The organism is Lichenifustis flavocetrariae (assembly GCF_026130545.1).
Classification (GTDB): domain Bacteria; phylum Pseudomonadota; class Alphaproteobacteria; order Rhizobiales; family Beijerinckiaceae; genus Lichenihabitans; species Lichenihabitans flavocetrariae.
Genome location: NZ_JAMOIM010000001.1, coordinates 61047 through 87010 on the forward strand (window position 1 = coordinate 61047; position 25964 = coordinate 87010).

A 25964-nucleotide genomic window follows, 5' to 3' on the forward strand; every position below is an offset into this window, starting at 1 on the left:
CACGTTTATCGAGCCGCAGCCTTGATGAAAGGTTAACGCGCGAAGGCTTGGGCGTTCCGACACGTCACGCCGTCGTGCCCGCTTCGGGCCGTGGTGACGTTGTCGAGGAACTGGCGTGCGCTTTCCCGCCATGTGAACCGCAACGCATGGGCGCGCGCACAAGCATTCGGGATTTTCAGGGCGGCATGACAGGCGGTGAACAGATCCGCGTCCAAAACACCCGCGCCGCTCGTCGCGATCACGTCTTTAGGCCCCGGTACCGGATAGGCGGCGACCGGCAGTCCACTCGCCAAAGCTTCGAGCAGGACGATACCGAACGTGTCCGTCCGGCTCGGAAAGACAAACACATCGGCGCTTGCATAGGTGCGCGCCAGCAGTTCGCCGGTGCGGTTTCCCAGGAAATGGGCTTTTGGATAGCGAGCCTGTAGGCCGGCGCGGGCCGGACCGTCACCGACGATCACGGTGGAGCCCGGCAAGTCGAGTTCGAGCAGTGCCTCGACGTTCTTTTCCACAGCGACGCGGCCCACATAGAGGAAGATGGGACGCGGCAGGTCGAGAATGCTGGCGGCTCTCGGATGGAACAGCGTGGCGTCCACGCCGCGGGACCACCGCATCAAGCGCCGGAAACCACGTTTGCCGAGATCCTCGGTGAGGCTTTCGGTCGCCACCATCGTGCCGCAGCCCGCATTGTGGAACCAGCGCAGCGCCGCGTAGACGAGATCGCGCGGCACAGGCAACCGGGCCGCGAGATAATCGGGAAATTGCGTGTGATAGCTCGTCGTGAACGGGCGCCCTTCTCGCAGGCAGGCGGCACGTGCCGCAAGCCCGATCGGACCCTCGGTGGCGATATGCACGTGGTCGGGCCGCAGGGCCGCCAGACGGGCGGACAGCGCCCTTCGACCCGCCAAAGCAAGCCGTATCCCCGGGTAGGTCGGGAGCGCGACGGATCGAAAGCCCTGAGGCGTTATCATCTCCACCTCGACTCCGAGCGCACGGAGTTCGGCGATGGTGGCCTCCAGCGAGCGAACGACGCCGTTCACCTGCGGATGCCAAGCATCCGTCGCAACGAGAATGCGCATCAGGCGAACTCGGGCTCTGCCATCTCGGCAGCCTCGACAGCCGGTTCCAACTGCGGGCCGATCGCCATCCAGGTCAGGATTTCCAACTTGCCGTCGAAATGTTCGCCCACCGCGGTGCAGCTTTCGACGAAATCGCCGATATTGACGTAAGTAATGCCCTTGATGTCGCGAATCGTCGCATGGTGGATGTGACCGCAAATCACGCCGTCGAATTCATGCCGCGCGGCATTTTCCGCCAGCGCCTCTTCGAACGAGCCGATGAAGTTGACGGCATTCTTCACCTTGAGCTTGGCCCAGGCCGAAAAGGACCAGTAGGGAAGCCCGAGCTTGCGTCTCACACGGTTGAAATGGGTGTTGGTGAAGAGGGCGGTCTCGTAGGCCCAATCACCCAGGAACGCGAGCCACCGGGCGTGTCGGATGACGATGTCGTATTCATCCCCATGCGTCACGTGGAACCGTCGTCCGTCCGCGGTCACATGCGTGGCGTTGCGCATCATTTCGACGCCGCCCATCGTCAGACCGACGTAGTCACGCGCGAATTCGTCGTGGTTGCCGGGAATGAAGATGATCCGCGTGCCTTTGCGGGTTTTCCGCAACAGCTTCTGCACGATTGTATTGTGGGTTTCGGGCCAGTACCAGCCAGACCGTAATCGCCAACCATCGACGATATCGCCGACAAGATAAATCGTCTCGGCATCGTGGTGGCGAAGGAAGTCGAGGAATAGTTCGGCTTGGCAGCCTTTTGTGCCGAGATGCAGGTCAGAAATGAACAGCGTTCGGTATCGCGACTGAGGCTTCATGACGTTGTTTGGCCTGTCATCGATCGAGGTGAACTTATCATGATCAGCACCGCGTGGCATGTGTGTGACAATTGTCTCTGTTTGAGGAAGTCAAGCCCTTACGTGCCTTGAATGTCACAGCTGCTAGGCTCGATCCTTAAAGGAGTCCAAAGCTGGAGAAGTTGCCTTCCGTCACCGGCCAGGTAGGCAGATTTGTTCGATATTCCAAACAAAATCGTCTACTATGCAGGAACAGCACGAGATCGCGCCGACGGGGTGGTTGATGGGAGTCGAAGGCAAGGACAAGGCGCGCGCGCTCGAAGCAGGCGCGATGGCCGTGTCGGGCCAACTGGGCAAAACCGTACAACGGCTGCGCAAGGCCTATAACCTCTCCCTGTCCGAACTCGCCGACCAGTCGGGCGTCGCAAAATCGATCATCAGCCAGATCGAGCGCAACGAGACCAATCCGACGCTCGCCACCATCTGGCGTTTGGCGCAGGCGCTCGACGTTTCCATCGACCGGGTGTTGCAGGGTACCGAGGACGATGCCTTCGTGGGCAAGAGCAGCAAGGCCGAGACGCCGATGCTGGTGTCCGATGACGGGCGCTGCCGCCTTGGGATCATCGGTTGGATCAAGACCGTCGATTGGCTGCAATGGTATGACTTCTCGGCGGATCCGGGCGGCGTACTCGAATCGGAGGCGCATCAGCGGGGCTCGATCGAGTGCCTTTCCGTGCTCGAGGGTGAGCTGGAAGTCGAGGTTGCTGGAACGATCGATCGCGCCAAGGCAGGCGAAACATTGCGCTACCGGTGCGACCGACCCCATGTGATCCGCAATCGGAGCGACGAGACCGCCCATGCCACAATGGTCTGCATTCTCAAGGCGGCCGTGATGGAGTGAAGCTCGCGGCGCGGCCGGGTTGGCTCTATCCCCACAAGTCAGCGTCGGCCGGCCACACGGTCGATCCCTCGTAGCGCAGGCCGGGCTGCCGGTCCTGGGCCAGAAGCAGTGGTCCGTCGAGGTCGACGAAGCGGGCGCGCGGCGTGAGCAGCAGCGCCGGGGCCATCGCAAGTGAGGAACCGACCATACAGCCGACGAAAATGCCGAACTCGAGCGCAGCCGCAGCCTCAGCCAGGGCGAAGGCCTCGGTCAGGCCACCCGTCTTATCGAGTTTGATGTTGATCAGGTCGTAGCGCTCGCGCAGGGCGGCAAGGCCGTCGCGGGTGTGGACGCTTTCGTCCGCGCAGACCGGCACCTCGCGTGGGCGCTGCGCCAGGATCGCATCCGCACCTGCCGGCAGCGGCTGCTCGATGAGGGCGACGCCCGCCTCGGCGCAAGCGGCGAAATTCTCATCGAGGGTCTCGACCGACCAGCCTTCGTTGGCATCCACGATCAACGTGGCTTCAGGGGCCGCGGCCCGCACGGCCGCGATGCGGCGCGGATCGCCCTCGCGGCCGAGCTTCACCTTGAGCAAAGGGCGATCCGCGGCAGCCCGAGCGGCCTCCGCCATCGCGTCAGGTGTGTCGAGCGAGATCGTGAAAGCGGTCGTGGCGCTCGTCAGCCGGTGAAGACCAGCCAGCTGGTGGGCCCGGATGCCGAGCCGCTTGGCTTCGAGATCCCAAAGCGCACAATCGAGCGCATTGCGGGCGGCGCCGGCAGGCAGGAGCGCCTGAAGCCGGGGCCGATCGGCGCCATCCTCGATGGCCTGGCGCACAGAGTCGACCTGCGCCAGCACGCTGTCGATCGTTTCGCCGTAGCGGGCGTAGGGCACGCACTCGCCGCGTCCCCTGGCTCCGGCTTGGGACAGGGTCACAACGACCACGATGCTTTCTGTACGCACACCCCGGGCGATGGCGAAGGGCTTGGCAAGCCTGAACCGCTCCACCTCGACCGCAAGCGTCCGCATCTTGGTTCAGCCCCCGGACTATTTGAGACGCCCAGCCGCATGGGCCAGGATCGTATAGACCTTGCCGGTTTCGGAGGTCAGATAGCCGCGGGCCACGCTGCCGTCCGGATCCTGCGGTTCGATCTCCCGCAGGAGCCGCTCGAACTCCTGCGTGTAGCGGGAGACGGTCGCGTTGAACTCCTGGTCGGCCCGGAAGCGCCGACGGATCTCTTCGAACGTCTGCTGTCCGGCCGGCGTGTAGAGACGGCGGCTGAACACGTCGCTTTCGCCATGCCGGAAACGGTCCCAAGCCTGGGCCAGCGCCTCTTCATTGATCAGCCGCGTCACGTCGAAGGCGAGGCCGTTCAGGGCATCAGACTGGGGCAATGGCGCCGGAGCAGGAGGCTCGGGCTGCGCTTCAGGTTCTTCGGCCGAGGCCCTGGCCAGGAGATCGGAGAGCCAACCCGGCCCTCGGTCCTGGGGCGCGGTGCGGCTCGGTTGAGCTGCTGGCCGCGGTCGGCCGCTCTCGCGGAAGGCCCCGATGGCGGCTGGCGCGCGCTCAGCAGCCGTTGGGTTGATCCGTGTTGGCGCAGACGGCCGCATACCGCCGAAAGCCGGGACCAGGGCGGTTCCACCCGACTCACGCCCACCGCCGGCCGAGACAGGCCGTGCGGCTTCCGCAACGTCGATCCCCGGGGCCACGCGGCCAATCAGATCGGTCAGGGCCACCAGCGTCTTGATCTGCTCATCGAGCACACGGCGGGCCTCGCGGGCTTGATCGGCCGTCTCACGCGGCATGTCGATCGTGGCTCGCTTGAGGTCCTCGCGTGTCGTCGCCAGATCCCGCTGCAGCCCAGTCGCCATGTCCCGAACCTCATCCGAGGAGGCGCGGAAACGGTCCAGTGTCTTGCCGAACAAACTGCCGACATCGTCGACCGCCTGCTCGTAGAGGCCGTGCATCTCTTCAGCGGCATCCTGACGGGTTTGGCTCGCATGCGATCGCAGCTCGTCGAACTGCCCCGCGATGGCGTCGCGAGTCGAGCGTGTCGTATCCGCGAGGGTGCTTTCGAGCGTCCGGGCTTGCTGACCGACGCGGTTGACCGCCTCGTCCATCCCCGCCGTAAAGCCCTGCATCAAGCGCTCGATCGTGTCCACGCGCTCGCCGAGCGTGGTGAAAAGCGCCTCAAGAGTCGCCTTGCGCCGCTCCATGTCATCATCGATCTCCTGCTGGGCATGGGCAAGAGTGCGGGCCGCCGTGGTGAGCGAGCGGTGATGTGCCTCGATCGACTGCGCCACGCTGTCGGCATCATTGATCGCCGACGCCGCGGTTTCGCTGATCGCGCTGATCTGGTTGGCGACAGATCCGACGGCGCCCTGGAACCCGCGCATGCGGGCCGCCAGCGCGGTTTCGATCGCCGACAAGCTCTCGCGCGCCGAATCGATCAGATGCCCGAGCGTCGATGTGGCACCCGTTACCTCGTCGAGCAGATGCACGAGGTCCGTCCGCACGCGATCCTGCGTCTCCGACAGGGCGGCCCCATTGCGGGAGGCCGCTGTGTCGAGAAGATGCTGCAGATCCTCTCCGGCGGCCTGCAAGGCATCGGCGATTTCGGTCTGCCGCTGGGACAAGCGATCGATCAGACCCGAACTGCGTTGATCGATGGTCGTGACAATGGATTGCCCGACCTCGTTGAGCGACCGGGAGGCTTGTTCGCCGCGCGCCGACAGCAGGTCGACGAGCTCCCGCCCCCGCGATTCGATCAGCGTCCGCAAGCTGTCTGACCGCGCCGCGAGCGCGGTCTCCAGCGTGCCGCCGCCCTGTTCGATCAGGCTGGCCAGCGCTTCCATGCGACCGTCGATGATGGCGTGGACGTCGTCGAGCCGCGAGGTCAGCGCCTCGCGGATCTCCCCGGACCGCGACCCGAGCGTTCCGTCGAGCTCACGCGTCGCCACGCTGAGCATCGTGCGGAGCTCGCCCGATCGGCCTTCGAGCGCTTGTTCGATCTCGCCCGAGCGGGAGATCAGTGTGAGGCTGATCTCCGAACCTCGGGTGCCGAGCACGGTGTCGAGCTGCGATACGGTCTTGTCGAGGGCATCGGTCAGAGCTTCGACGTGGCCCGCCAGGGACTCGCCGATCTGCTGCGTCCCGCTGGCGAGCGCATTGCGGATCTCGCCGGAACGGCCCGCGAAGGCCTGGCCGATGCGGGCCTCCGAGGTTCCGAGAAGGTTCGACAGCGACGCAGTCTGTTCGGCCAGCACGGTGCGTAGCGCGTCCGACTTTTCCGTGACGGCCACCTGGAACTCATCGGCCCGACCGACCAGCAGGTTCGTAAGTTCCGCGCTGGTCCGCGTGATCGCCTCGGCATGGGTGCCAAGCGCGTGGTCGAGCATTCCGGTCGAATCCTCGAGCGCGGCTTTCAGGTCACCGACCTGCTCCGACAGGTTGGTGCCGATGGCCTGGGTCCGCTCGTTGAAGAGGCTGTGCACATCGCGCACCTGCGCCGACAGGAGTTCCGCCTGCGAGCCGAAGGCTTCCCGCAGATCATGAACGCTGTCGCCCACCGTCGACTTGATACCTGCGACATGGGCCAGCACGGCGTCGTGGATCGTATCGGTACGCGCCCCGAGTGTCGTCTCGATGTCCTGAATGCCCGATCCGAACAAACTCTCGATGTCCTTGAGCTTGGTTTCGAGGGTCTCCCGCATCCACGTTGTGCGACGCTCCAGGATGGTCGCCATATCGTCGACGCCTGTTCCGAAGGCCTGTCGCACCTCGCCCAGTTTCGTGTCGATCAATCCCGCGATCTGGGTCGACCGCCCGTCAAGCGCGGATTGCAGCGCAACCGCCTGCTCGCCGACCAGGGACTTCACCCGTGACGTCGTCGATTCGAGGGATTTGGAGACGGCGATTCCCCCTGTATCGAGCTGGCCCGCAACGGCTTCGATCCGCTGGACGATCTGCTGGTCGTAGCGGCTGATGCGCTCGTCAAGGGCCTCGATCACATGCGCGGTTCGGGTCTCAATCGCCGTGTCCATCGTGCCCAGTCTGCCGAGCAGCGCGTCTGCGAGCGAAGCGGTCCTGGTCGTGAGCAGGGTGTCGATCTCGGCTGCCCGCCGGTCGAGCGACTCGGTCATTTCCCGGCCGCCATCACCAAGCGCATGCGCCATGTCGAGCGCCCGCTGCGTCAAGGTTTCATTGAGCGCATTGGCGCGGGCTTCGAGGCTCGTGTCGACGCGCGACATGATGCCATCGAGAGAGACCTCAATGGTCCGGGCCTTGCCGCCGAGCCGCTCCTCGAAATCCGTCATCTGGGCTTCGAGCGTCTCGGAGGTTTGGCGTGCCTGTTTGGCGAGCCGGTTGACGAGGTCCTCGCCGTGGGACCCGAGCGTGGCCTCGACCGATCCGATCCGCTCGTCCACGAAGCCGACGAGATGGTCGGTATGCTCGCCCACGCGGGCGTTCAGCATGTTGCCGCTTTCGGCGAAAGCCCCTTCGATCCTGACCACATGGCCGGCGAGGTTCGAGGCCAGATTCTCCGTTTGCGTGTTGAGGCGGGTACTGAGGCGCCCTCCCTCTTCGACGAGCGTGGTTTCGAAGCGGCCGAGGCGTTCCGCCAGCGTCTCGTTAATCCGGTCGCCGTGGACGCCGATGGCCTCAACCGCTTCGGCCGCGACTGTGGCGAAACGCTGGTTCATGCTGCGGGCGCTCTCCGCGACCCCCGATAGCGCGTCACGCGAAGCCGCGAGGAACTTGTCGCGAAGCTCTTCGGCCTGGCTGCTCAGAAGGTCGCGAACGATCCCTTCGCGGCTGTCGAAGGCCTGCGCCAGTTCGTCGGCCGAGCGTTCCATGCTGTTGCGAGCCAGGGCCGCGCGCTCCTCGATGAGCGCAGCGATGCGTTCGCCAGCCTGCTGCAGCAGGTCGGTGCATTCGATCGTCAGAGACGCGATGCGGTCCTGGGTGCCGGAAATCGCGGCGTGTCTGGTTTCAAGCAGCGCATCCATGGCCTGACCCGAGGAGTTCAGCACTGCTTGAGCCACCGTAAGCCGGTCATCGAGGATGGCCGCGAAGCGGTCGCCGGCCTGGGCCAGCTCCCCGGACTTCTTCTCGATCATTTCAGCCAGCGCCATTTCGGATGATGCCAGGCTGTCGTTCGTCGCCGCCGAGGTTTCGCTGAGGACGGCAGCCACGCGCTCGCCGACCGACAGGATATCGCGGGCCCGGTCTTCCATGACGCGGCCGATATTCTGCTCCGTGATGTCGAGCGCCCGCTGAGTTTCGCCCGCTTTGCGGTCGAGTTCGGCCAGGAAGCGGCCGCTGCTGCCTTCCATGTTCTGGACCCGGGCATCGATCAGCGCCGCCAAGGCGGCTTCCGAGGTCGCGAGCGCGTCGCGAGCCGCGGAAATGCGGTCGTCGAGCACAATTCCCAGGGTCTCGCCGACCTCGGACATGGCGCCCGCTCGGACGTTCACGAGGTCTTCGAGTTGCGTCTGCGCCGTGGCGAGCGCGTCCTGGGCGGCGGTCATCGAAAGCCCGAAGCCAGCCGCGATCCGATCGCTCGTGGCCATAAGCCGGTCTTCCCGCTCGTCGATCGCGCGTTCGAAGACTTCGGCGGCGGCTCCAAGAGCCTCGCGGCTCGCCTGGGCTCGCTCATCGATAAGGCTTGCGAGCCGTTCGCCTGCGGAACGGATCTGGTCGTCCCGCTCGGCCAACATCTGGTCGAGATAGCTGCCCGCCTCGACAAGGCTCTGACGGCTGGCCTCGCTTCTCTCGTCGATCAAGGCTGCGATCCGATCCGCGATGCCGCCGAGTTCGTCGGTACGGTCGAGGAAGAATTGGCTGAGCGCACCTTCGGACAGGCCGAGCGCCTCACGCATACCCTGCAGGCGATCATCCAGGATGCCTGCGATATGGGCACTGGACTGCGACAGGTCGGCGGCCCGCTCATCGAACAGCCGGGCGGCGTCGCCATGCGATGCCTCGATGGCCTGCCGGGCGTCGGCGACGCTCGCTTCGAGCGCCGCGACGAGCCGCTGGCCTGCCTCCGCCAAAGCCGCGCCGCTCTGGTCGTTCAACTGTGCGATCGCCTCTTCGGTCGCGGCGAGCGCGCGACCCGTGCTGGCTTCGTGGTCTCCCATCAGCCCATGGATGCGGTCTTCCGTGCGTGAGAATTCCGCAACGCGACCATCGAGGATGCGCGCAAGTTCATCGTGCGACGCCCCCAGGGACTCCCGGACACCCGCGATCCTGGATTCGAGTTCGACCACGAGCCCCTGAGCGGCATCGCTCAGGACCGCATTGCTCTGATCGGTCAATTGGACGACCGCCTGTTCGGCCGCCGCAAGGGCGCGAGCCGTGCTGGCCTCATGGTCGCCGATCAGGCTGGCGATCCTGTCGCCGGAGAGTGACAGATTGGCGATTCGATCGTCGATCACGCGGGCCAGTTCGCCCTGCGACGCGCCGAGCGCCTCGCGGACACCTGCGATTTTCGCTTCGAGCTCGCTCAAAAGCTCCTGGCCGGCTGCCATCCAGGCGCCGCCGCTCTGCTGTGTCAGCTGCACGATCGACTCTTCGGCCGCCGCAAGGGCGCGTGCGGTACCGGCCTCATGGTCGCCGATCAGGCTGGCGATCCGCTCCCCGGAGAGCGACAGATCGGCGATCCGATCGTCGATCACGCGGGCCAATTCGCCTTGCGACGCCCCGAGCGCCTCGCGGACGCCTGCGATTTTCGCTTCGAGTTCGGCCACGAGCTCCTGGCCCGCCACCAACCAGGCGCTGCCGCTCTGCTGCGTCAACTGCACGATCGATTCTTCCGCAGCCGCGAGCGCGCGTGCGGTGCCGGCTTCATGGTCGCCGATCAGTCCGGTGATCCTCTCGCCGGAGAGCGACAGATCGGCGATCCGATCGTCGATCACGCGGGCCAATTCGCCTTGCGAGCTTCCAAGCGCGTCCCGGACAACCGAGACCCGCGATTCCAGTTCGGCCACAAGCTCCTGGCCGACTTCCGTCAGCGAGATCCCACTCTGGTGTGTCAGCCGTGCGATCGCCTGCTCGGTCGCCGCGAGGGCGCGCTCCGTCGTCGCTTCATGGTTGCCAAACAGGCCGGTGATCCGATCGCCAGACTGCGACAGGCTGGAAATGCGTTCATCGAGAACGCGCGCCAGATCGCCTTGCGACGTTGCCAGGACCTCACGGACCTCCGTGATCCTGCTTTCGATCTCGGCCACAAGCCCCTGGCCGGCTTCGACGAGGGTTGCGCCGCTCTGATCGGTCAGTTGCGAAATTGCCTGTTCCACCGACGCAAGCGCGCTGTCGGTACGGGCCATATGATCATCGAGGAGGCGGGTGATTTTGTCGCCGGAGAGCGACAGGTCCGCTGCCCGATCTTGGAACAGACGAACGACGTCGCCCTGCGACGCGTCGAGCGCCGCGCGAACATCGGCGAGCCTCGCTTCGAGATCGGCCGCAACCCGGCCCCCCGCGTCGAGAAGCGCATCGCGGCCTTCCTGGGTCAGGCGCGTCACGGTCTGTTCGGTGGTCGCGAGAGCATCGCCGGCTCGGATCGCGTGATCGTCGAGAACGGACGCGAGCTTGTCGTGGGCCGCGGCAAAGCGGTCGCCGCGCTCGTCGAGCAACCGGGCAAGCGCGTCTTCGGAGGCCACCAGCGCCGTATGGGTGGCCGTCGCTCGATCCTGGAAGTTAGCGACGAAGCGCTCCCCAGATTGAGCGATCGCGCGTCCGCGATCGTCGATGACCCGGGCGAAATCGTCATTGGCGGCCGCCAGCGTGCTGCCCACCGTCTCGGTATGGTGCTGGATATGCGCTTGCAGACGTTCCTGTGCGTCCAGAAGGGTCGCTTCATGTCGGTCGACGGAAGCGTCAAGCGCAGCCGCCGCATCCGCGAACACCGACCTGTGCGCGCCGAGCCGCTCGTTGAAGTCGGCCACGAGGCGTTCGCCTGCCGCCGTCATCCCGGCATGGTGGTCGGCGAAGGATTGTTCGAGATAATGCGCGATGCCGTTGAGGTTTTCCTGTGTGGCGGCCGCATTGCCGTCGAGCGCTGCGAGAGCGGCGTCGATCTTGCTGGTGAGGAGCTGCCGGCGGTCGTCGAAGGCGGCTTCGAATCGGCTGGCTTGCGACGCCGTCAACTCTGCCAGGCGCTCCACCATCTCTGCGAGTTGGTCGCGCTGATCGGCCGCGGTGCGATCGATCGCGGTCGCGACCTCAGAAGTGCCACGCCGCACTTCGTCGGCGCGCTCGTTGAGGATCGACAGGAGTGTCTGGTCGCGGGCGCTGAGATCCGCCAGATGGGCGTCGACTGCGTCGCGCAGAGCTTCTGACGAGGCCGAAATGGCGCGCTCGATGGTGGCGACGCGTTCGGCACCTTCGCCCGCCATGCGGACTTCGATGGCTTCGAGATCTGCCCGCTGATCCGTGAGATCAGCCGTGAGACCCGTGGCGATTGCCGCATAGGCCTCCCGCATGCCGGCCGCCTGTGCCGCAAAAGCGTCGGTCGCCTCCGCGTGGCGGGATGCGAGGGTGGCGAGATGAGTTTCGAACAGGCCCCGCATGGTGTCGTTCGCCAGCGTGACTGTTTGCTGCAGACGATCGACACCGTCTGCGGAGAGGTCGGCATATCCTTGTCCGGCGTCGCGGATGGTGAGGTCATGCGCTTCGAAGGCACGCGTCAGATCCGATGTGGCGGCTTCGATTGCGACGTGGATCGCCGACGACCGATCGTCCAGGAGAGCCCGGATGCGGTTCTCGGCGGCCGCAAACGTACCCTGGCGTTCTTCGAACAGGTCCGCGAGCAGGCGGTTCGAATCCGTGAAGGCGGCCCGAGCCGCGGCGGTTCTGTCCTCGAGAAGGTTGGCGATGCGGTCGCCCGACTGCTCCATCGTGTCGGCGAGTTCGCGACCCTGGATCGCGACCGTCTCGTGCAGCCGGTCGTTGGTGGCCGAAAGCCGGGAGACGAGCGTGTCGCCGTGGGTCGCGATGGTGTCGGAGATGCGCGCCCCAGCAGCTTCGAGTTCCGCCGCGACGGTGGTCCCCTGCTGATCGAAGCGCGAAACGAGGATCGCGCCCGCGTCCTTGAGCTTGGCGTCGACCTGATCGACGCGCGCGCCCAGCAGCTGGGTCACTCCCGATGTGGCATCGCTGAGCTGCGCCGCGACATCGGCGCTGGTGCGTTGCAGGTGCTCGACCATGTCGGCCCCATGCGCCTCCAGCTGGGCCGAGACGGTTTCGCTGGTTCGGCCGAGCTCGGTCGAGATCTCCCTGCCTTTGGCGTTCAACGAATCGGCAACCCGCGTTCCGATCTCCTCAACCGTGTCGGCGATGCGTGCGCCAGCATCTTCGAGCTGCCGCGCCAAAGTCTCATTGGCGGCCCCGATGGCGCTTCTCACGCGCTCGGCATTCAGCACGACGGCCTCGCGTTCGCTCGAAAGGCCATCGACGAGCGCCCGGATCCGGCGCTCGTTGTCCGAGTAGGAGCGTTCGAGATTGCCGACCTCGGTGCGCACCAGCGCTTCGAGTTCCCCTGCGCGCGCCAGGGCCCGCTCGATGCCATCGCCCATGGAGGCGACTTCGCGGCGGATCGCCTGCGACAGCGACACCACCTGCTCGGCCGCGTAGGTCTCGGGCTGAGCCAGGCGGATGGCCACCTCGGCCACCGAACGGGTCGCCAGGCGGAGTTCCTGCGCCCGGCGCAATAGGGCGAGCGTCAGGATGATAAAGATGATCGGGCCTAAGGTCAGCCCGGAGACGAGGCCCCATTCAGGGCGCGTGAATGTCGTGTGTAGCGGGCCCACATGCCCCTTCATGCGCCAGTAGATGAAATAGGCGCAGACGGCGAGCCACGCGAATGACAGCGCTATCGCGAGAACAGTCGAGCCGCCATTCGGCCCCTGGTTGAGCCCCGGCGGCAGCGGACGGGCGATGCGCATGTCGTCATTCGCCGGACGTCGCCAATCCTCGGGGATCGTCGCCCCGGGTGCGCGAGCTTCGACCGCGATCCGGTCATTGGCGGCGCCCACGAAAGCGGGCCCTTCCGACTCGAAGGTCCGGCTCTCGCCGAGGACCGGCGGGGTCGGCCCGCTCTCAGGTTCCGAAACGCCGGCTTTGCTGGCGCCCTGCAACGTGGGTGCTGCGCCAGAGGATTCCGGCACGGACTCATCGGTGCCACTCACTTTGGCGAGATTGAGAGCTTCCTCGATAGCAAGGAGCGCCGCCGCGGCGGGATCCTTGGCTTGGTTTTGCACGCTCATTCTTGCCTCATACGCAAACGGTGAAGACGCCGCCACGAAGACGACACCTTCAATGTCTCTTTCAGCACGATATCGATGCGCGCCGCCGCGCCGATACCAAGAGACATTCCATTAACCACATCGCAGTGTACTCCGACCATGGATTTGTGAACACATCCGGCCCGGTCGATCCACAAACGTCGTTAACGCGCCAAGGGCGCCGGGCGGGTTTTCAGTGATTCGAAGTCGAAGGGGCCGCAACCTTTGCTGATCGATGTGTCGCATCTCGTCGTCCAAACGGCAGGCGACGAGGCCTTGCAGCGGGAGATCCTGGCGCTGTTCGAGGGGCAGATGCGCGATGTCGCGCGGAACCTCCAATGCCTTGCCGACGTGGATCCCGCGAGCCTGCTTCTTGTGCTGCATCGAAGCCGGGGCGCGGCTCTCGCGATCGGTGCCTTCGGGTTGGGCGAGGAACTGGCCCTGGTGGAGGCAAAGCTCGCGTCTGGAACCTCGATTCTCGCGCTCACAGACGAAATCGGCGCCCTCCGCGAACGCATTGTCGAAGCGGCCGAGCATGCGTCGAGCCTTATTGCCGCGCGCCCGCACGGCGGTCTCGCCAAGGCAGCCGAAAGTGGCTAAGAGGGTCGCTTGAGGGGCTGCAGCGCAGCCTGTTTCGGATGGCGAGAAGCGGGCCGGGATGGCGCAGATTTCCTTTATCGATTCGTCGGGTCAAACACGAACGGTCGGCGGCGAGGACGGTGCCACCGTGATGGAAACCGCGATCCGCAACGGCATTCCGGAGATCGAGGCCGAATGCGGTGGCGCCTGCGCCTGCGCGACGTGCCATGTCTACGTCGATCCGGCTTGGGCCGAGAAGGTCGGCAAACCGCAGCCCATGGAAGAAGACATGCTGGACTTCGCCTGGGAGGTCCAGCCGAATTCGCGGCTCTCATGCCAGATCAAGGTCACTCCGGATCTCGACGGCCTGATTGTCCGGACGCCGGCCCGTCAGGGATAAGTGTTCCCGTAGAGTTCCGAGCAGCAGGGCTCCCGTTATGACTGAGACGATCAACACCGACGTCGTGATCGTTGGCGCTGGGCCTGTCGGGTTGTTCGCCGTCTTCGAACTCGGCCTTCTGGATATCCGGTGCCACCTCGTCGATATCTTGAGCAAACCGGGCGGCCAATGTTCGGAGCTTTACCCCGAAAAGCCCATCTACGACATTCCGGGCTTTCCCTTGGTCACGGGGCAGGGGCTCGTCGACAACCTGATGGAGCAATGCAAGCCGTTCCATCCGGTCTTCCATCATGGGGAGATGGTCGAGAGGCTTGAGACGATCGGCACCGCGGAGCATCCCGGCTTCCGCGTGACCACGGATGGCGGGCAAACGATCGAATGCAAGGCCGTTCTGATCGCCGCCGGCGGGGGGTCCTTCCAGCCCAAGAAGCCCCCGATACCGGGCGTCGACGCCTATGAGGGACATTCGGTTTTTTATGCCGTGCGCAAGATGGAAGCCTTCGCGGGCACGCGCGTCCTGATCGTCGGTGGCGGCGATTCCGCTCTCGATTGGACGCTCAATCTTCAGCCGATCGCCGAGCGCGTGACGCTCCTGCACCGGCGCGATGCGTTCCGGGCCGCACCGCATTCGGTGAATTCCATGCGTGAACTGGTCGCATCCGGCTCCATGGACCTGCTTCTGGGTCAAGTCACCGCGCTCGAAGGCGCGGACGGCCACTTGGAGGCCGCCGTGGTCAAGCACGACGACGGCACCTCCACGCGGGTCGTCTGCAACCGGATGCTGCCGTTCTTCGGCCTGACCATGAAGCTCGGCCCCATAGCCGGGTGGGGCTTGAACCTTCATGAGAATCTCGTTCCGGTCGACACCGAGAAGTTCGAGACCAGCACGCCCGGCATCTTCGCGATCGGCGACATCAACACTTATCCGGGCAAGTTGAAGCTCATCCTTTCCGGCTTTCACGAGGGTGCGTTGGCGGCGCAAAAAATTCATCGCTATGTCTATCCCGACAAACGCCTGACGTTTCAGTACACGACGTCTTCAACCAATCTGCAGAAGAAGCTGGGCGTCGCCTAAGGGAGCGGGGACCACGCAGATGCGTGGCCCGCGCCTCTGGGGGAAAGCGCGGGCCGTCGCCCTTCCGTGAAAGGGAGGAGCCGCGGCCGGCTCACAAGAGGGGGCTGGTACGGCCGCGAACTCGTGGAAAGCTACGCGGCGGAACCGAGCGGGTTTCAAATTTAATTCGAGTCATGGCCAATGCACTGGCGATGCTGAGGATGACGGCATGGATGGACTGCCCGGTAGTGTGACATCATGAGTTCCCTGCCTTCACTGACCGTGCGGGCGCAGCCCTGGCGCGACCGGGCCGGCCGTTTGTCGTGGCTAAAGGCGGTGACTTTCGCGTGTCTGTTTCTGCCTGGCCTGCTGATCGCCCTGTCGTGGGGGGCGGGCTGGCTTGGCCCCAAACCGGTCACCGACGCGATCCACAGCACGGGTGAATGGGCCGTGCGGTTTCTCATCTTCTCTTTGGCCGTCACGCCGCTGCGTCGAATTGGCCAATGGAACCGCCTGATTCTCATCCGGCGGATGCTCGGACTCGCCGTCCTGGCCTATCTGCTCATTCACTTCACGCTCTACGTCATCGACCTCCATTTCGACCTCGTCCATGTGGCGAGCGAGATCGCCTTGCGGATCTACCTCACCATCGGCTTCGTGGCCCTGGTGGGATTCTGCGTGCTGGGTAGCACGTCGACCGACGCGATGATCCGGCGCATCGGGCCGCAGCGCTGGAACCAGCTTCACAGGATCGTCTATGTCCTCGCGATCCTGGGCCTGCTTCACTTCTTCATGCAGGCCAAGCTCGATGTGACCCAGCCGACCTTGATGGCGGGGATCTTCATCCTGCTGATGGGGCAGCGGCTCCTGGCCCGCTGGAAGATGGGCGATCAGTGGGGCGCCTTGATCGGGCTGGCCCTCGCATCCGGCCTTCTGACAGCCCTTCTGGAAGCCGGCTGGTACAAGGTCGCGTCCGGCGTTCCGCCCGAGCGTGTGCTCGAAGCCGATCTCGATTTCAGCGGCATGTTGCGGCCGGCCTGGTGGGTGCTGGCCGTCGGGCTTGGCCTCGTCGTCCTGCGGCTCGCCCGCCGGTTGTGGAGTGCCCCGCCGCGGACGTCGGTTCGGCCGCCGGGATCCCGCCGGGTTCCCGTCTGAGGCCGATCAGGCCGGCGCTTCGGCCGTGCTCGGGAAGCCTTTCTGCAGGCTCTCGCCTCGGTTCGGGGCCGTGGACGACCCCTTCGGTTCGGCAAGGAACATGGCATAGGCCGGGTTATCGGTCTCCGACCAGCACGGATAGTCGAGGTCCTTCAGGAAGGCCTCGAATGCGGGATAGTCGCTGGCCGGCACCCGGATCCCCGCAAGCGCACGACCATAGTCGGCGCCATGGTTGCGATAGTGAAACAGCGAGATGTCCCAGGTCCCCGCCATCCGGCTGAGGAAATCCAGAAACGCGCCGGGCCGTTCGGGAAATTGGAAACGATAGAGCAACTCGTCGGCGACCGCCTGGGTCCGGCCTCCCACCATGTAGCGCACATGGAGTTTGGCGAGTTCGTTGTCGCTCATGTCGATGACGCCATAACCGCCGGCGGCCAGTTCCCCCATCAGCATCTGCTTTTCGGCCAAGCCACGCGACAGTTGGACGCCGAGGAAGATTTGCGCCTGTCCGGGACCGGCATAGCGGTAGTTGAACTCCGTGATAGGGCGGCTGCCGATCACGCCGATCAACTCCCGATAGCTACCCGGCCGCTCGGGAATCGAGACGGCGAGCAGCGCCTCGCGATGTTCGCCGATCTCCGCGCGCTCGGCCACATGGCGAAGCCTGTCGAAATTCATGTTCGCGCCGCTGTTGACCGCGATCAGGCTGCCCGTGCCCTGCGCCTCGCCACGCCGCTCGACATAGCGTTTGAGCCCCGCCAGAGCGAGAGCCCCGGAAGGCTCAGCAATGGTGCGCGTATCGTCGAAGATGTCCTTGATGGCGGCGCAGATCGCGTCGGTGTCGACCAGGATGACATCGTCGAGCAGCGTGCGGCACAGCCTGAAGGTTTCTTCGCCCGCCTCGCGCACCGCCACGCCATCGGCGAACAACCCGACGCTGTCGAGGCGCACCCGACGGCCTGCCGCGATCGCGGCCGCCATGCCGGCGGCATCCTCCGGCTCGACCCCGATGACCTTCACTTCCGGCCGCAGATATTTCACGAAGGCTGCTACTCCAGCCGCGAGCCCGCCGCCACCGATCGGGACGAAGATCGCCTCGATCTCTCCGCCATGCTGGCGCATGATCTCCATGCCCACCGTGCCCTGGCCCGCGATGATGTCCGGATCGTCGAAAGGATGGATGAAGGCGAGCCCCCGCTCGGCCTCGAGCGTCCGCGCATGGGCAAGCGCCTCGTCGAAAGCATTGCCGAACAGCAGCACGTTCGCGCCACGGCTCTCGACCGCCCGCACTTTGATGCCCGGTGTGGTGAGCGGCATGACGATCGTCGCCGCAATGCCGAGATGCTGACCCGCCAGCGCGACGCCCTGGGCATGATTGCCCGCCGAGGCGCAAACGACACCCCGCGCTGCCAACTCGGGAGCTAGGCGCGACATCTTGTTGTAGGCGCCCCGAATCTTGAACGAGAAGACCGGCTGCTGGTCTTCCCGTTTCAACAGGACCTTCTGGCCCAGCCGGCCGGAGAGGCGGGGCAACCCATCGAGCGCCGTCTCCGACGCGACATCGTAGACACGAGATTGAAGAATGCGTTTGGCATAGGCCTCAAGATCGAGCACCGGCGGGACGGCATGGACGCCGCGTGTTTCATGCTGGTTCATCTCGACCTCTCCCGTCTCCAACCCGGCCGAACTCGCGCCAACAGGCTCACGTGTCACGCTCCTGCGATCCGCCGAACAAAAAGGGCGCAACGTCCTTGACGCCGGGTTGCGCCGCCACGCCGAAGGGCATCGGGCGGCAGACCGCCATCGCCGAGAGGCCAACCCGCGTGGTCAGCAGACCGTTGAGCACGCCTTCCCCGAGACGCGCCGACAGCTTGGCCGCGATCCCGTGCCCCACAACCTGTTGCACCAGACTGTCGCCCACCGCCATGCCGCCCGTGACCGCCAGGTGGGCACCGACCGACTTCGCCAATTTGACGAAGCCGAAGAAGCCAGGTCGACCGCTGTAGAGTTCCGCAATCCGCCGGATGAGGCGGATGATCTGCGCGACAACGAAGATGAGGTCAAGGATGGCACGTGGGCTGATCGCCGTCACCAGCGACACGCGCTTGGCGGCCTCGGCGATCTCGCGCGAGACCTGCGTATCGATGGGGCGCAGCAGAAGCCGCTCGGCAATGTCGATGAGGTCACGCCCGTCGACGATCTCCTGCGCGGTGAGGGCCAATTCGGCGCGTGCCTGCGCCGTCGAGGGTCGCTGCGCATAGAGGCCGGCCAAGGTTGCGACCTGCCGACGCGCCGCGTCGCGATCGTCGGCCAGATGGGCGGCCGCCAGAGACGCGTGGAGCTTGGCGATATGGGACTGGCGAAAGATCCCGAGACATTCCCGCGCTCCCAAAACGCCAAGCGAAACAACCGCGAGCCCCGCCAGCGTGACGCCGATCCAGCCCAGGGCCGGCGCCCGCGCGAACAGATCCTCGATCAGCCGGTCGATCCACAAGCCGATGGCCAAGGACACGAGGGAACCGAGAGCCGACCAGAAAAGGCCACCCCACCCGAACGAGAACCACCCCCACATTCCGCGTCGCTGGGCGGCTTCGATGGCGACTTCCTCGGCGGGAAGCGCCTCGGCTTCCCGGCTGTAGGGGTCGGGTTGGAACTCGATCGTGGTGTCCGCGAAAGCGGGCCGGCCGGAGTCGGGGGTCGCGAGCGGCGGTGCCACCTGGCCCACGGGATCAAGGCGGAAGGCGCGGGGCCGCGGCGGTCGCGAGTCGGCCGTCATTCGAGCTTGTCTCCGAGCAGGAACTGAAGGGCGCGATCGAGCCGGATGTGCGGCAGGGGCCGCGGCAGACCATCGTCGCCGGCCTGCGGCACCGGCGGCCTGAAGCGGACGAAGCGATAATCGGCTTCGCTCTCCGGCACCGCGAGGGCATCGCCCCGCAAGGCCCGTCGCGGGTCGGCCGGCAACTCGCCGGGAAAGATGGCGCCCTCGGCGGAGCCGTCGAAGATTTCGCCGTCGACCTCTTCGCCCGCGAGCGGCGTCCCGATAATGGCGTCGAGAACCTCGTTCCCGTGCCGGACGGCGCCTTCGCGTGTCGCCCGCACGGCCGCCAACGCGATCACATCGATCTTGGCGCCGACATCCTCGGCGCGCGCGATCGCCCGTGCGGTGAGGACGCGCAGGATGGCTTCCAGGCGGTCATGGCTCGTGTGGTGCAGATGGTCCGCCTTGGTGGCGGCGAAAAGGATCTTGTCGATCCGCGGCCGGAACAGGGTCGAGAGCAGGGACGAGCGTCCGGCCCGGAAACTCTGCATGACGTCGCTGAGCGCGGTCTGCAGGTCACGCACGGCCGAGGGGCCCGAATTAAGTGCGCTCAGGGCGTCGACGAGCACGATCTGCCGGTCGAGACGGGAGAAGTGATCGCGGAAAAACGGCCGGATCACGTGTGTCTTATAGGATTCGTAGCGCCGTTCCATCATGGCCGCGATCGTCTCCGAACCATAGGTCCGGCCTTCCTCGACCGGAAGGGGCGCGAAGGTGAGGGCCGGCGAGCCTTCGAGATCGCCCGGCATCAGAAACCGGCCGGGCGGCAGGGTCGACAGCGCGTAGCGATCCTGGCGTGCGGCCCGAAGGTAGGCGGTGAAGCGTTCGGCTTGCTCGCGGGCGACCTGCTCCGACCCCTTGCTGTCGGGCGCAAGGCCCTGCAGCCCACCGCGCCACGCGGCCGCCAGGGTCGCCCGCCCCGAAGCGGCGCTGGCGTCGAGGGTCTCGCGCGACCATTGGGCGAAAGACTTGCCGATCAGCGGCAAGTCGAGCAGCCACTCGCCCGGATAGTCGATGATGTCGATTGTCAGCGAAGCGTTGCGGGCGCGCCATGAACCACGCCGCTCGAAGGCGATGTGCAGGCGCAGTTCAGAGATGCGTCGCGTCGATTCGGGCCACGTGCGGTCGATCGTCAACGATGCCAGATGATCCTCATAGGCAAAGCGCGGAATCGCATCGTCGGGCTGGGCCTGGAGGGTCGCGCGCGTCAAGCGTCCATCCGCGCTCGCCCGGAACACGGGAAGGCGGCCGCCTTGCGTCAAATTGTGGACGAGACTGGTGATGAACACCGTCTTGCCCGCACGCGACAGGCCCGTGACGCCGAGGCGCAATCCCGTCCCGCTCACATAATCCGCGACGCTGCGGGCCGCGATCTGGGCTTCTGTCACGAGGTTGGAAAGAAGGGTCAAAACCGGACGTCCGCGACTGCAAGAAAACAGCAACGCCCATCGGAAGCCGCCTGTGTCGCAACCATGTGGCTATGCGGTTGGGCTTTGGACAGGGGCGGCCGCGGTCAAGCGGGCCACTCGATGCCGTCTGGAGCGAGCGTCGCCGTCAATTCACCGCTTCCCGGCCGAACCTCGGACCAGGAGGAATCGAATGTGAAGATCGCCGCTCCGCCGGTCGGAAAACCGGATTGCAGCCGAGCAAGATCAGGCGCCGCTCCCCGGCCGGCAAGCTGCTGGGCCAGATCGCCCAATCCTGGGTTGTGCCCGACGATAACAACGGTCGGGTGTTCTGCCTGGACGTCCTGGAGGCAAGACAGGATCGCGCCCGCAGAGGCGGCATAGAGCGCCGTTTCCAGCCGGGTCGTGACGCCCTGATCTGCGGCGGCCGGGAATGCCAACTCCGCTGTCTGACGTGTCCGCGCCGCGTCCGAAACCAGAAGCAAGATGGGGGACGACAGCGACGCGACGAGCAACCGGCCGATGCCGACCGCAGCGCGCCGTCCTGCCGGGCTCAGTGCCCGCTCGTGATCACCTGCGGGATGTTCCGCAACGGCTTTGGCGTGTCGAAGGAGCGCGAGGGTGATCATCGAGCTGGACATACTCCAATGAGACAATCGCGAAAAGTGCTGACCGCGAAAGCACGTCGCCCATCTTTCATACCTTGCCGGCTCAAGGCGCGGCATCAAGGGACGCTTAAGAGATGTGAGAGCAATTGTATCGCGTTGAAAGCTTCACTATAAGGGCGGCGAATGCTTGACGTTCAGGCCAGAGGAGGCCAGCGTTCATGATGTGGTCAAAGGTTCTCGAGGACGACTACAGGCCGTCCGACGACGAAATGTTCATGAGCGAGCGGCATCGTGAATACTTCCGTCGAAAATTGATTGCTTGGAAAGAAGAGATACTCCGCGAGAGCAGAGATACACTCGTGGCGTTGCAGAGCGAAAACGAAAACCATCCAGACTTCGCCGACCGGGCTTCGTCCGAGACGGATCGGTCCATCGAGCTCCGCGCCCGTGATCGCCAGCGCAAGCTGATTTCCAAGATCGACGCCGCTCTTAGCCGACTCGATGACGGCACCTACGGCTATTGCGAAGAAACCGGCGATCCGATCGCGCTGCGTCGCCTGGATGCCCGACCCATCGCGACACTCTCGGTCGAGGCGCAGGAGCGCCACGAGAAACGCGAGCGGATCTACCGCGACGATTAAGCCGCGCGCCTGCCATCAGGCGCGCGTCCAAGCAGGCGCGGCGTTGCGGCTGACCCTTCTAGACTTCTGCTGAAGGTCGCTTCATTCCCGGCTTCCAAGCGCATTTGAAATCGAGCTGCGCTGATTTGAAGCTGCATCGCCTAGCATGGCGATGCTTATTCATTTTCTTTCATTCGGTTTGGGCAAGACCCACAAAAGTCTGATCTCGACAATTTCTCGGGGGATGGGCTCACGACCACGCCTTTACCGACATTTCTTTTTGAAAAGCCAGGTGCTTCGAGCTCCCTCCATCCGGTGGAAAGAGACGATTACCCCCCGGATTGATCGGTGGGCGGCATGGGCCGACCCAGGAGCTTGGCCATTTCCTCTTCCAGCGACCCAAGCGTCGGCAGCGGGGCTCGGGACTGGGCGGGAGTCGCTGCAGGGGCTCCCGCAGGCCTTGGAGGTTGCGGCCGCAGCGGAGGGTTATTTGGCCGCGACCCACTGCTTGTCGCCGCGCGCGAAGGCGGGGCCGTTGCAACCCCGGGTGATCCGGCTGCAATCGGCGCAGGTGCGGGTGGTGGTACCACCACCATTTGAGGCGGAGTCGCGACCGAAGCAGGTCCGGCATCTGTACCCGGTGGCTGCGTCTTGATGTCCTGAGAGACTGCAGCTTCCTCTCTCTGCTCGGCTCCCGGCCTGTTCGTCGCGGGCTCCCCCGATCCCCCTGACGAAGCGCGATCCATCGCCGGTTCAACCCGGCCTGGCGCCGTTGCGGCCGACGCAGGCAAGGGGGTCGCCCGCGAGAACGGTGGCCGCGGCGGGAGTGAGGTTGTCGCGCCGGTGCGAGACGACGCGGAAAACTGCGGCCGGATTGGCGCGGCCGATGCCGGCCGTGGCCCTTGAGATCCGGGCAGCGGCCGCGCGGGGGTAGGCATGTTTGCGGCGGGCGGCAAGCGGACATCTGGGGAGGAGGCCGGGGGCGCCTGCTGTGGGATCGGTGGTGAAGCAGGTTCTGGCGTGGGCGCGACGCTTTGCGGCGTGGGGACGAGTTCAGGGCCACGCGGCGCCAAAGCCGTGACGCTCGACACGTTCGGCTCGTAGTCGATGCTCGGGAGCGGACCCACGGAAGAGACCATGGGTGGGGGGCTCGACTGCGCCACCGGCGCAGGAATCCCGACGCTCGGGGTCGAGACGCCGTTTTCCTTATCGCGCGCGTTCAGCGTTGCCGGCGCACGGACGATGGCGGCCTCGATGACGACGTCGTTTGGACCGCCGATCATCAGGAGATGCTCGACATTGTCACGTCGCACCAGAACCAACTGTCGCTGCCGGTCGAGGTCGAACGCATCGACGACACCAAGGCGCGGCTGGCGAGTCCGCCCGCCTGACATGTGCAACCGTCGTCCGAACACCAGGCGGAACAAGGCAACGCCGACTGCCAGAATGACGGCAACGGCAGCCAGCAAAATGCCGATCGCCAGGAGCTTGTTGTTTGCAAAAAGATCACCAAACGACTGCATCAGGCTGTCCGACTCGCTTCCCGTTCGATCTCAAGGCGTTCGCTTAACGCTATAGCGGCTGCCCCCCGGCGTGGTAAATGAGCCGTGAGGGTGTAAACCGGATTTTTGTGCCATGGACCACACATGGGGCGAAAGGCGGGCGACAGCAAAAACTTAACTGTTCTTCTGGTTTTCTGCGCATAATCGGCGTGCGGCGATCTTCGACGTGACGGCTGCTCCTGGAGTCGGATGACTGAAACTTCCCTACGGGCCGTGGACCGTTCCGGCCGGGCCGGAAGCCCTGGTCTTGTGCTTGTTCTCGCCCTGTGCCTGGTCGCGGCGGCGGCTGCCTACTCGTTCCTACCACAGGACGATGCCGGGCGGTTGACGCTCGGCCTGCTGGCGCTGCTCGCCTTCGTCGGACTCGTGGCCCTTTTCTTCTTCGCAGTGGGCTTTCTCCAGTTCTCAGGTCATGCCGCTTCGAACGATCTGACCAAGCATGTGTCCGACACGGCCCCCGAGGGCTTGCTCGTCGTGGAGAGCGACGGTCGCATCATCTACGCCAACGAGGCCTATATGGCCATGTCGGGCGCCAAGGACGGCACCGGGGTCAAGGGCGTCGAGCGGCTCTTCTCGGGCGCGCCCGACATTTCGGAGGCTGTGTACCGCTTGGCGCAGGCCGCCCGCGACAAGAAGCGCGGCGTCGAGGAGATGCGATTGTCGCCGGCCCTCGTGGGAGACATGCCGGTCGGATGGTACCGGGTCAGGGTCCGACCCATCGTCTGGGACGGGACCAAGCGCGCCAGTCTCTGGACCGTCGCGGACGTCACGCGCGAGCGTGAGCGCCACGAGAACGTGTTCCAGGAACTGCGCCATGCCATCGATTACCTCGATCATGCGCCGGCCGGTTTCTTTTCCGCCGAACCGGATGGCCGCATTTCCTACATGAACGCCACCCTGGCGACATGGCTCGACTACGATCTCGCTCAGGTGGGCTCGGGTGGCCTCTATCTCACCGATCTCATCGCGGCCGATGGCGCCGCCATGCTCAGCGCCGGGGTTGGCGCGTCGGGAGATGTGAAGACTGAGCAATTCGACATCGATCTCAAACGGCGGAACGGCCAACGCCTTCCGGTTCGCATTCTCCACCGCGTGGCCTTTTCACAGGAAGGCAGCCCCGGCCCGTCCCGCACTTTGGTGATCAACCGGGCACCGGGCGAAGCACCGGGCGATGACCTGCGCGCCGTCGAAGTGCGCTTCGCCCGGCTGTTCCATTCCACCCCGATGGCGGTCGCATCGGTTGACGCAGCCGGCATGATCACGCGATCGAACGCCGCCTTCGCCAGGCTGTTCGGTGATCGCCTGCGCGGCGGGGGGGCTGAGTCCGGCCGCGCCATCTATGCCGGCGTGATCGACGCGGATCGCCCGGCTCTTCAAGCCGCCGTGGCGGCGGCCGTGACCGGAACGAGCGACGTCCCGCCTGTCGATGCCAGCCTCGAGGGCAAAGGCAATCGGGCCGCACGTTTCTTCGTGTCGGCCGAAGACGAGCATGTCGGCGCCCCGACGGCCAACATGTTTGTCCTCGATACGACCGAGTTGCGCACCCTCAAGGAAAGCTTCGCCCAGGCGCAGAAAATGCAGGCCATCGGCCAATTGGCCGGCGGGGTGGCGCATGATTTCAACAATGTTCTGACGGCGATCATCGGCTATTCCGACCTGCTGCTTGCCAACCACCGGCCGACGGACCCGTCGTTCCAGGACATCATGCAGATCAAGCAGAATGCGAACCGGGCCGCCGGCCTCGTGCGCCAGTTGCTTGCGTTCTCCCGTCGTCAGACGTTGCGACCCGAAGTGATCCAGCTGGGCGAGGTGTTGTCGGAACTTCACAACATGCTGCGCCGCCTTGTGGGCGAGAAGGTCGATATCGACGTCAAGCACGGCCGCGACCTCTGGCTGGTCAAGGCCGACCTCAATCAGCTCGAACAGGTGATCATCAACCTTGTCGTGAATGCCCGTGATGCAATGATCGAAGGCGGCCGGGTCACCGTGCGAACCCGCAATGTGGATGCCGCCGAATCCGCCACCTTCAATGATGTGCCGAGTGCGGTCGCGGCGGACTGCGTCATGATCGAGATCGAGGACAACGGGCAGGGCATCCCCCCTGACGTGCTGCCGAAGATTTTCGAGCCTTTTTTCACCACGAAAGAGGTGGGCAAGGGAACGGGCCTGGGCCTATCCACGGTCTATGGCATCGTCAAGCAGACCGGCGGCTTCATCTTCTGTGACAGCACGGTCGGGATCGGCACCACGTTTCGCATCCTGTTGCCGCGTTTCCAGCCGGCCGAGCAACCCGTCGTCGAGGAAACCGAGAAGAAGGAGCCCAGCAAGGCGGTCGGCGCAGACTTCACGGGCCGGGGCACGATCTTGCTGGTGGAAGACGAGGAAGCCGTCCGCGCATTCGGGGCCCGTGCGCTGACGTCGCGCGGCTATACGGTGCTCGAGGCGGGATCGGGCGTCGAAGCCCTGCAGGTTGTCGAGGACAGCGACACGCTCCCGGATATCATCGTCTCGGATGTGGTGATGCCCGAGATGGATGGTCCCACGATGCTGGGCGAACTCAGAAAGCGTGGCATCAAGGCGAAAATGATCTTCGTGTCGGGCTACGCCGAGGACGCGTTCGAGAAGAACCTGCCGGAAGGACAGGAATTCGCCTTCCTGCCCAAACCCTTCTCGCTGAAGCAACTCGTCGAGAAGGTGAAGGAAAACATGGAAAGCGGGCCGACCCCTTAGACCTTG

At 65.2% G+C, this 25964-nt stretch carries 15 protein-coding genes; 7 read left to right on the plus strand and 8 right to left on the minus strand.

The genetic code is table 11. From position 1 onward, the window contains the following. Positions 1 to 32 precede the first annotated feature (32 nt). On the minus strand, positions 33 to 1079 hold the full coding sequence (locus M8523_RS00310; protein WP_282582828.1) for a glycosyltransferase family 4 protein: 1047 nt from the start codon (positions 1077 to 1079) through the stop codon (positions 33 to 35). Beyond that, positions 1079 to 1879 carry a UDP-2,3-diacylglucosamine diphosphatase gene (locus tag M8523_RS00315; RefSeq protein WP_282582829.1) on the minus strand — a complete coding sequence of 267 codons (801 nt, stop codon included), beginning with the start codon at positions 1877 to 1879 and terminating at the stop codon, positions 1079 to 1081. Before M8523_RS00315 ends, M8523_RS00310 begins: the two co-directional genes overlap by 1 nt. Before the next feature lie 262 nt (positions 1880 to 2141). Between M8523_RS00315 and M8523_RS00320 the strand changes: the two genes are divergently transcribed. Further along, positions 2142 to 2759, plus strand: a complete 618-nt coding sequence (locus tag M8523_RS00320) for a helix-turn-helix domain-containing protein (RefSeq protein ID WP_282583395.1) — start codon at positions 2142 to 2144, stop codon at positions 2757 to 2759. A gap of 25 nt (positions 2760 to 2784) precedes the next feature. On the opposite strand, the gene dgcA is transcribed toward M8523_RS00320, so the two are convergent. Continuing rightward, the gene (dgcA, locus tag M8523_RS00325) at positions 2785 to 3765 is read right to left on the minus strand and encodes an N-acetyl-D-Glu racemase DgcA (protein WP_282582830.1); all 981 of its coding nucleotides are present in this window, start codon (positions 3763 to 3765) and stop codon (positions 2785 to 2787) included. A gap of 18 nt (positions 3766 to 3783) precedes the next feature. Continuing rightward, positions 3784 to 13008, minus strand: coding sequence for an apolipoprotein A-IV repeat region-like domain-containing protein (locus M8523_RS00330; protein WP_282582831.1), 9225 nt, complete (start codon positions 13006 to 13008; stop codon positions 3784 to 3786). A 243-nt stretch (positions 13009 to 13251) separates the two neighbouring features. Here M8523_RS00330 and M8523_RS00335 point away from each other — a divergent pair, with 243 nt between their 5' ends. The 4 genes from M8523_RS00335 to msrQ all read left to right on the plus strand — a co-directional run bounded on the left by M8523_RS00335 (position 13252) and on the right by msrQ (position 16214). After that, positions 13252 to 13626, plus strand: a complete 375-nt coding sequence (locus M8523_RS00335) for a hypothetical protein (RefSeq protein WP_282582832.1) — start codon at positions 13252 to 13254, stop codon at positions 13624 to 13626. Between the two features lie 58 nt (positions 13627 to 13684). Next, positions 13685 to 14005 carry a 2Fe-2S iron-sulfur cluster-binding protein gene (locus tag M8523_RS00340; protein WP_282582833.1) on the plus strand — a complete coding sequence of 107 codons (321 nt, stop codon included), beginning with the start codon at positions 13685 to 13687 and terminating at the stop codon, positions 14003 to 14005. A gap of 37 nt (positions 14006 to 14042) precedes the next feature. Further along, a complete protein-coding gene (locus tag M8523_RS00345; protein WP_282582834.1) occupies positions 14043 to 15080 on the plus strand; it encodes an NAD(P)/FAD-dependent oxidoreductase in 1038 nt (345 codons plus the stop codon). Positions 15081 to 15317: 237 nt separating this feature from the next. After that, positions 15318 to 16214, plus strand: coding sequence for a protein-methionine-sulfoxide reductase heme-binding subunit MsrQ (gene msrQ / locus M8523_RS00350; RefSeq protein ID WP_282582835.1), 897 nt, complete (start codon positions 15318 to 15320; stop codon positions 16212 to 16214). A 6-nt stretch (positions 16215 to 16220) separates the two neighbouring features. Here msrQ and ilvA read toward each other — a convergent pair whose 3' ends face one another. From ilvA to M8523_RS00370, 4 genes are all read right to left on the minus strand, one after another. Beyond that, a complete protein-coding gene (gene ilvA, locus M8523_RS00355) occupies positions 16221 to 17870 on the minus strand; it encodes a threonine ammonia-lyase, biosynthetic (protein ID WP_282583396.1) in 1650 nt (549 codons plus the stop codon). Positions 17871 to 17916: 46 nt separating this feature from the next. Further along, a complete protein-coding gene (locus tag M8523_RS00360; protein WP_282582836.1) occupies positions 17917 to 18990 on the minus strand; it encodes a YcjF family protein in 1074 nt (357 codons plus the stop codon). Then, positions 18987 to 20441 (minus strand): YcjX family GTP-binding protein, encoded by a 1455-nt coding sequence (locus M8523_RS00365; protein WP_282582837.1) that lies wholly within the window; start codon positions 20439 to 20441, stop codon positions 18987 to 18989. The genes M8523_RS00360 and M8523_RS00365 overlap by 4 nt, the downstream gene beginning before the upstream one ends. Before the next feature lie 104 nt (positions 20442 to 20545). Beyond that, positions 20546 to 21079 carry a SixA phosphatase family protein gene (locus M8523_RS00370; protein WP_282582838.1) on the minus strand — a complete coding sequence of 178 codons (534 nt, stop codon included), beginning with the start codon at positions 21077 to 21079 and terminating at the stop codon, positions 20546 to 20548. Positions 21080 to 21267: 188 nt separating this feature from the next. On the opposite strand from M8523_RS00370, the gene dksA reads away from it, so the two are divergent. Both dksA and cckA read left to right on the plus strand, forming a co-directional pair. Then, positions 21268 to 21687, plus strand: coding sequence for an RNA polymerase-binding protein DksA (dksA, locus tag M8523_RS00375; RefSeq protein WP_282583397.1), 420 nt, complete (start codon positions 21268 to 21270; stop codon positions 21685 to 21687). Positions 21688 to 23417: 1730 nt separating this feature from the next. Then, a complete protein-coding gene (gene cckA / locus M8523_RS00385) occupies positions 23418 to 25958 on the plus strand; it encodes a cell cycle histidine kinase CckA (protein WP_282582839.1) in 2541 nt (846 codons plus the stop codon). Positions 25959 to 25964: the final 6 nt, after the last annotated feature.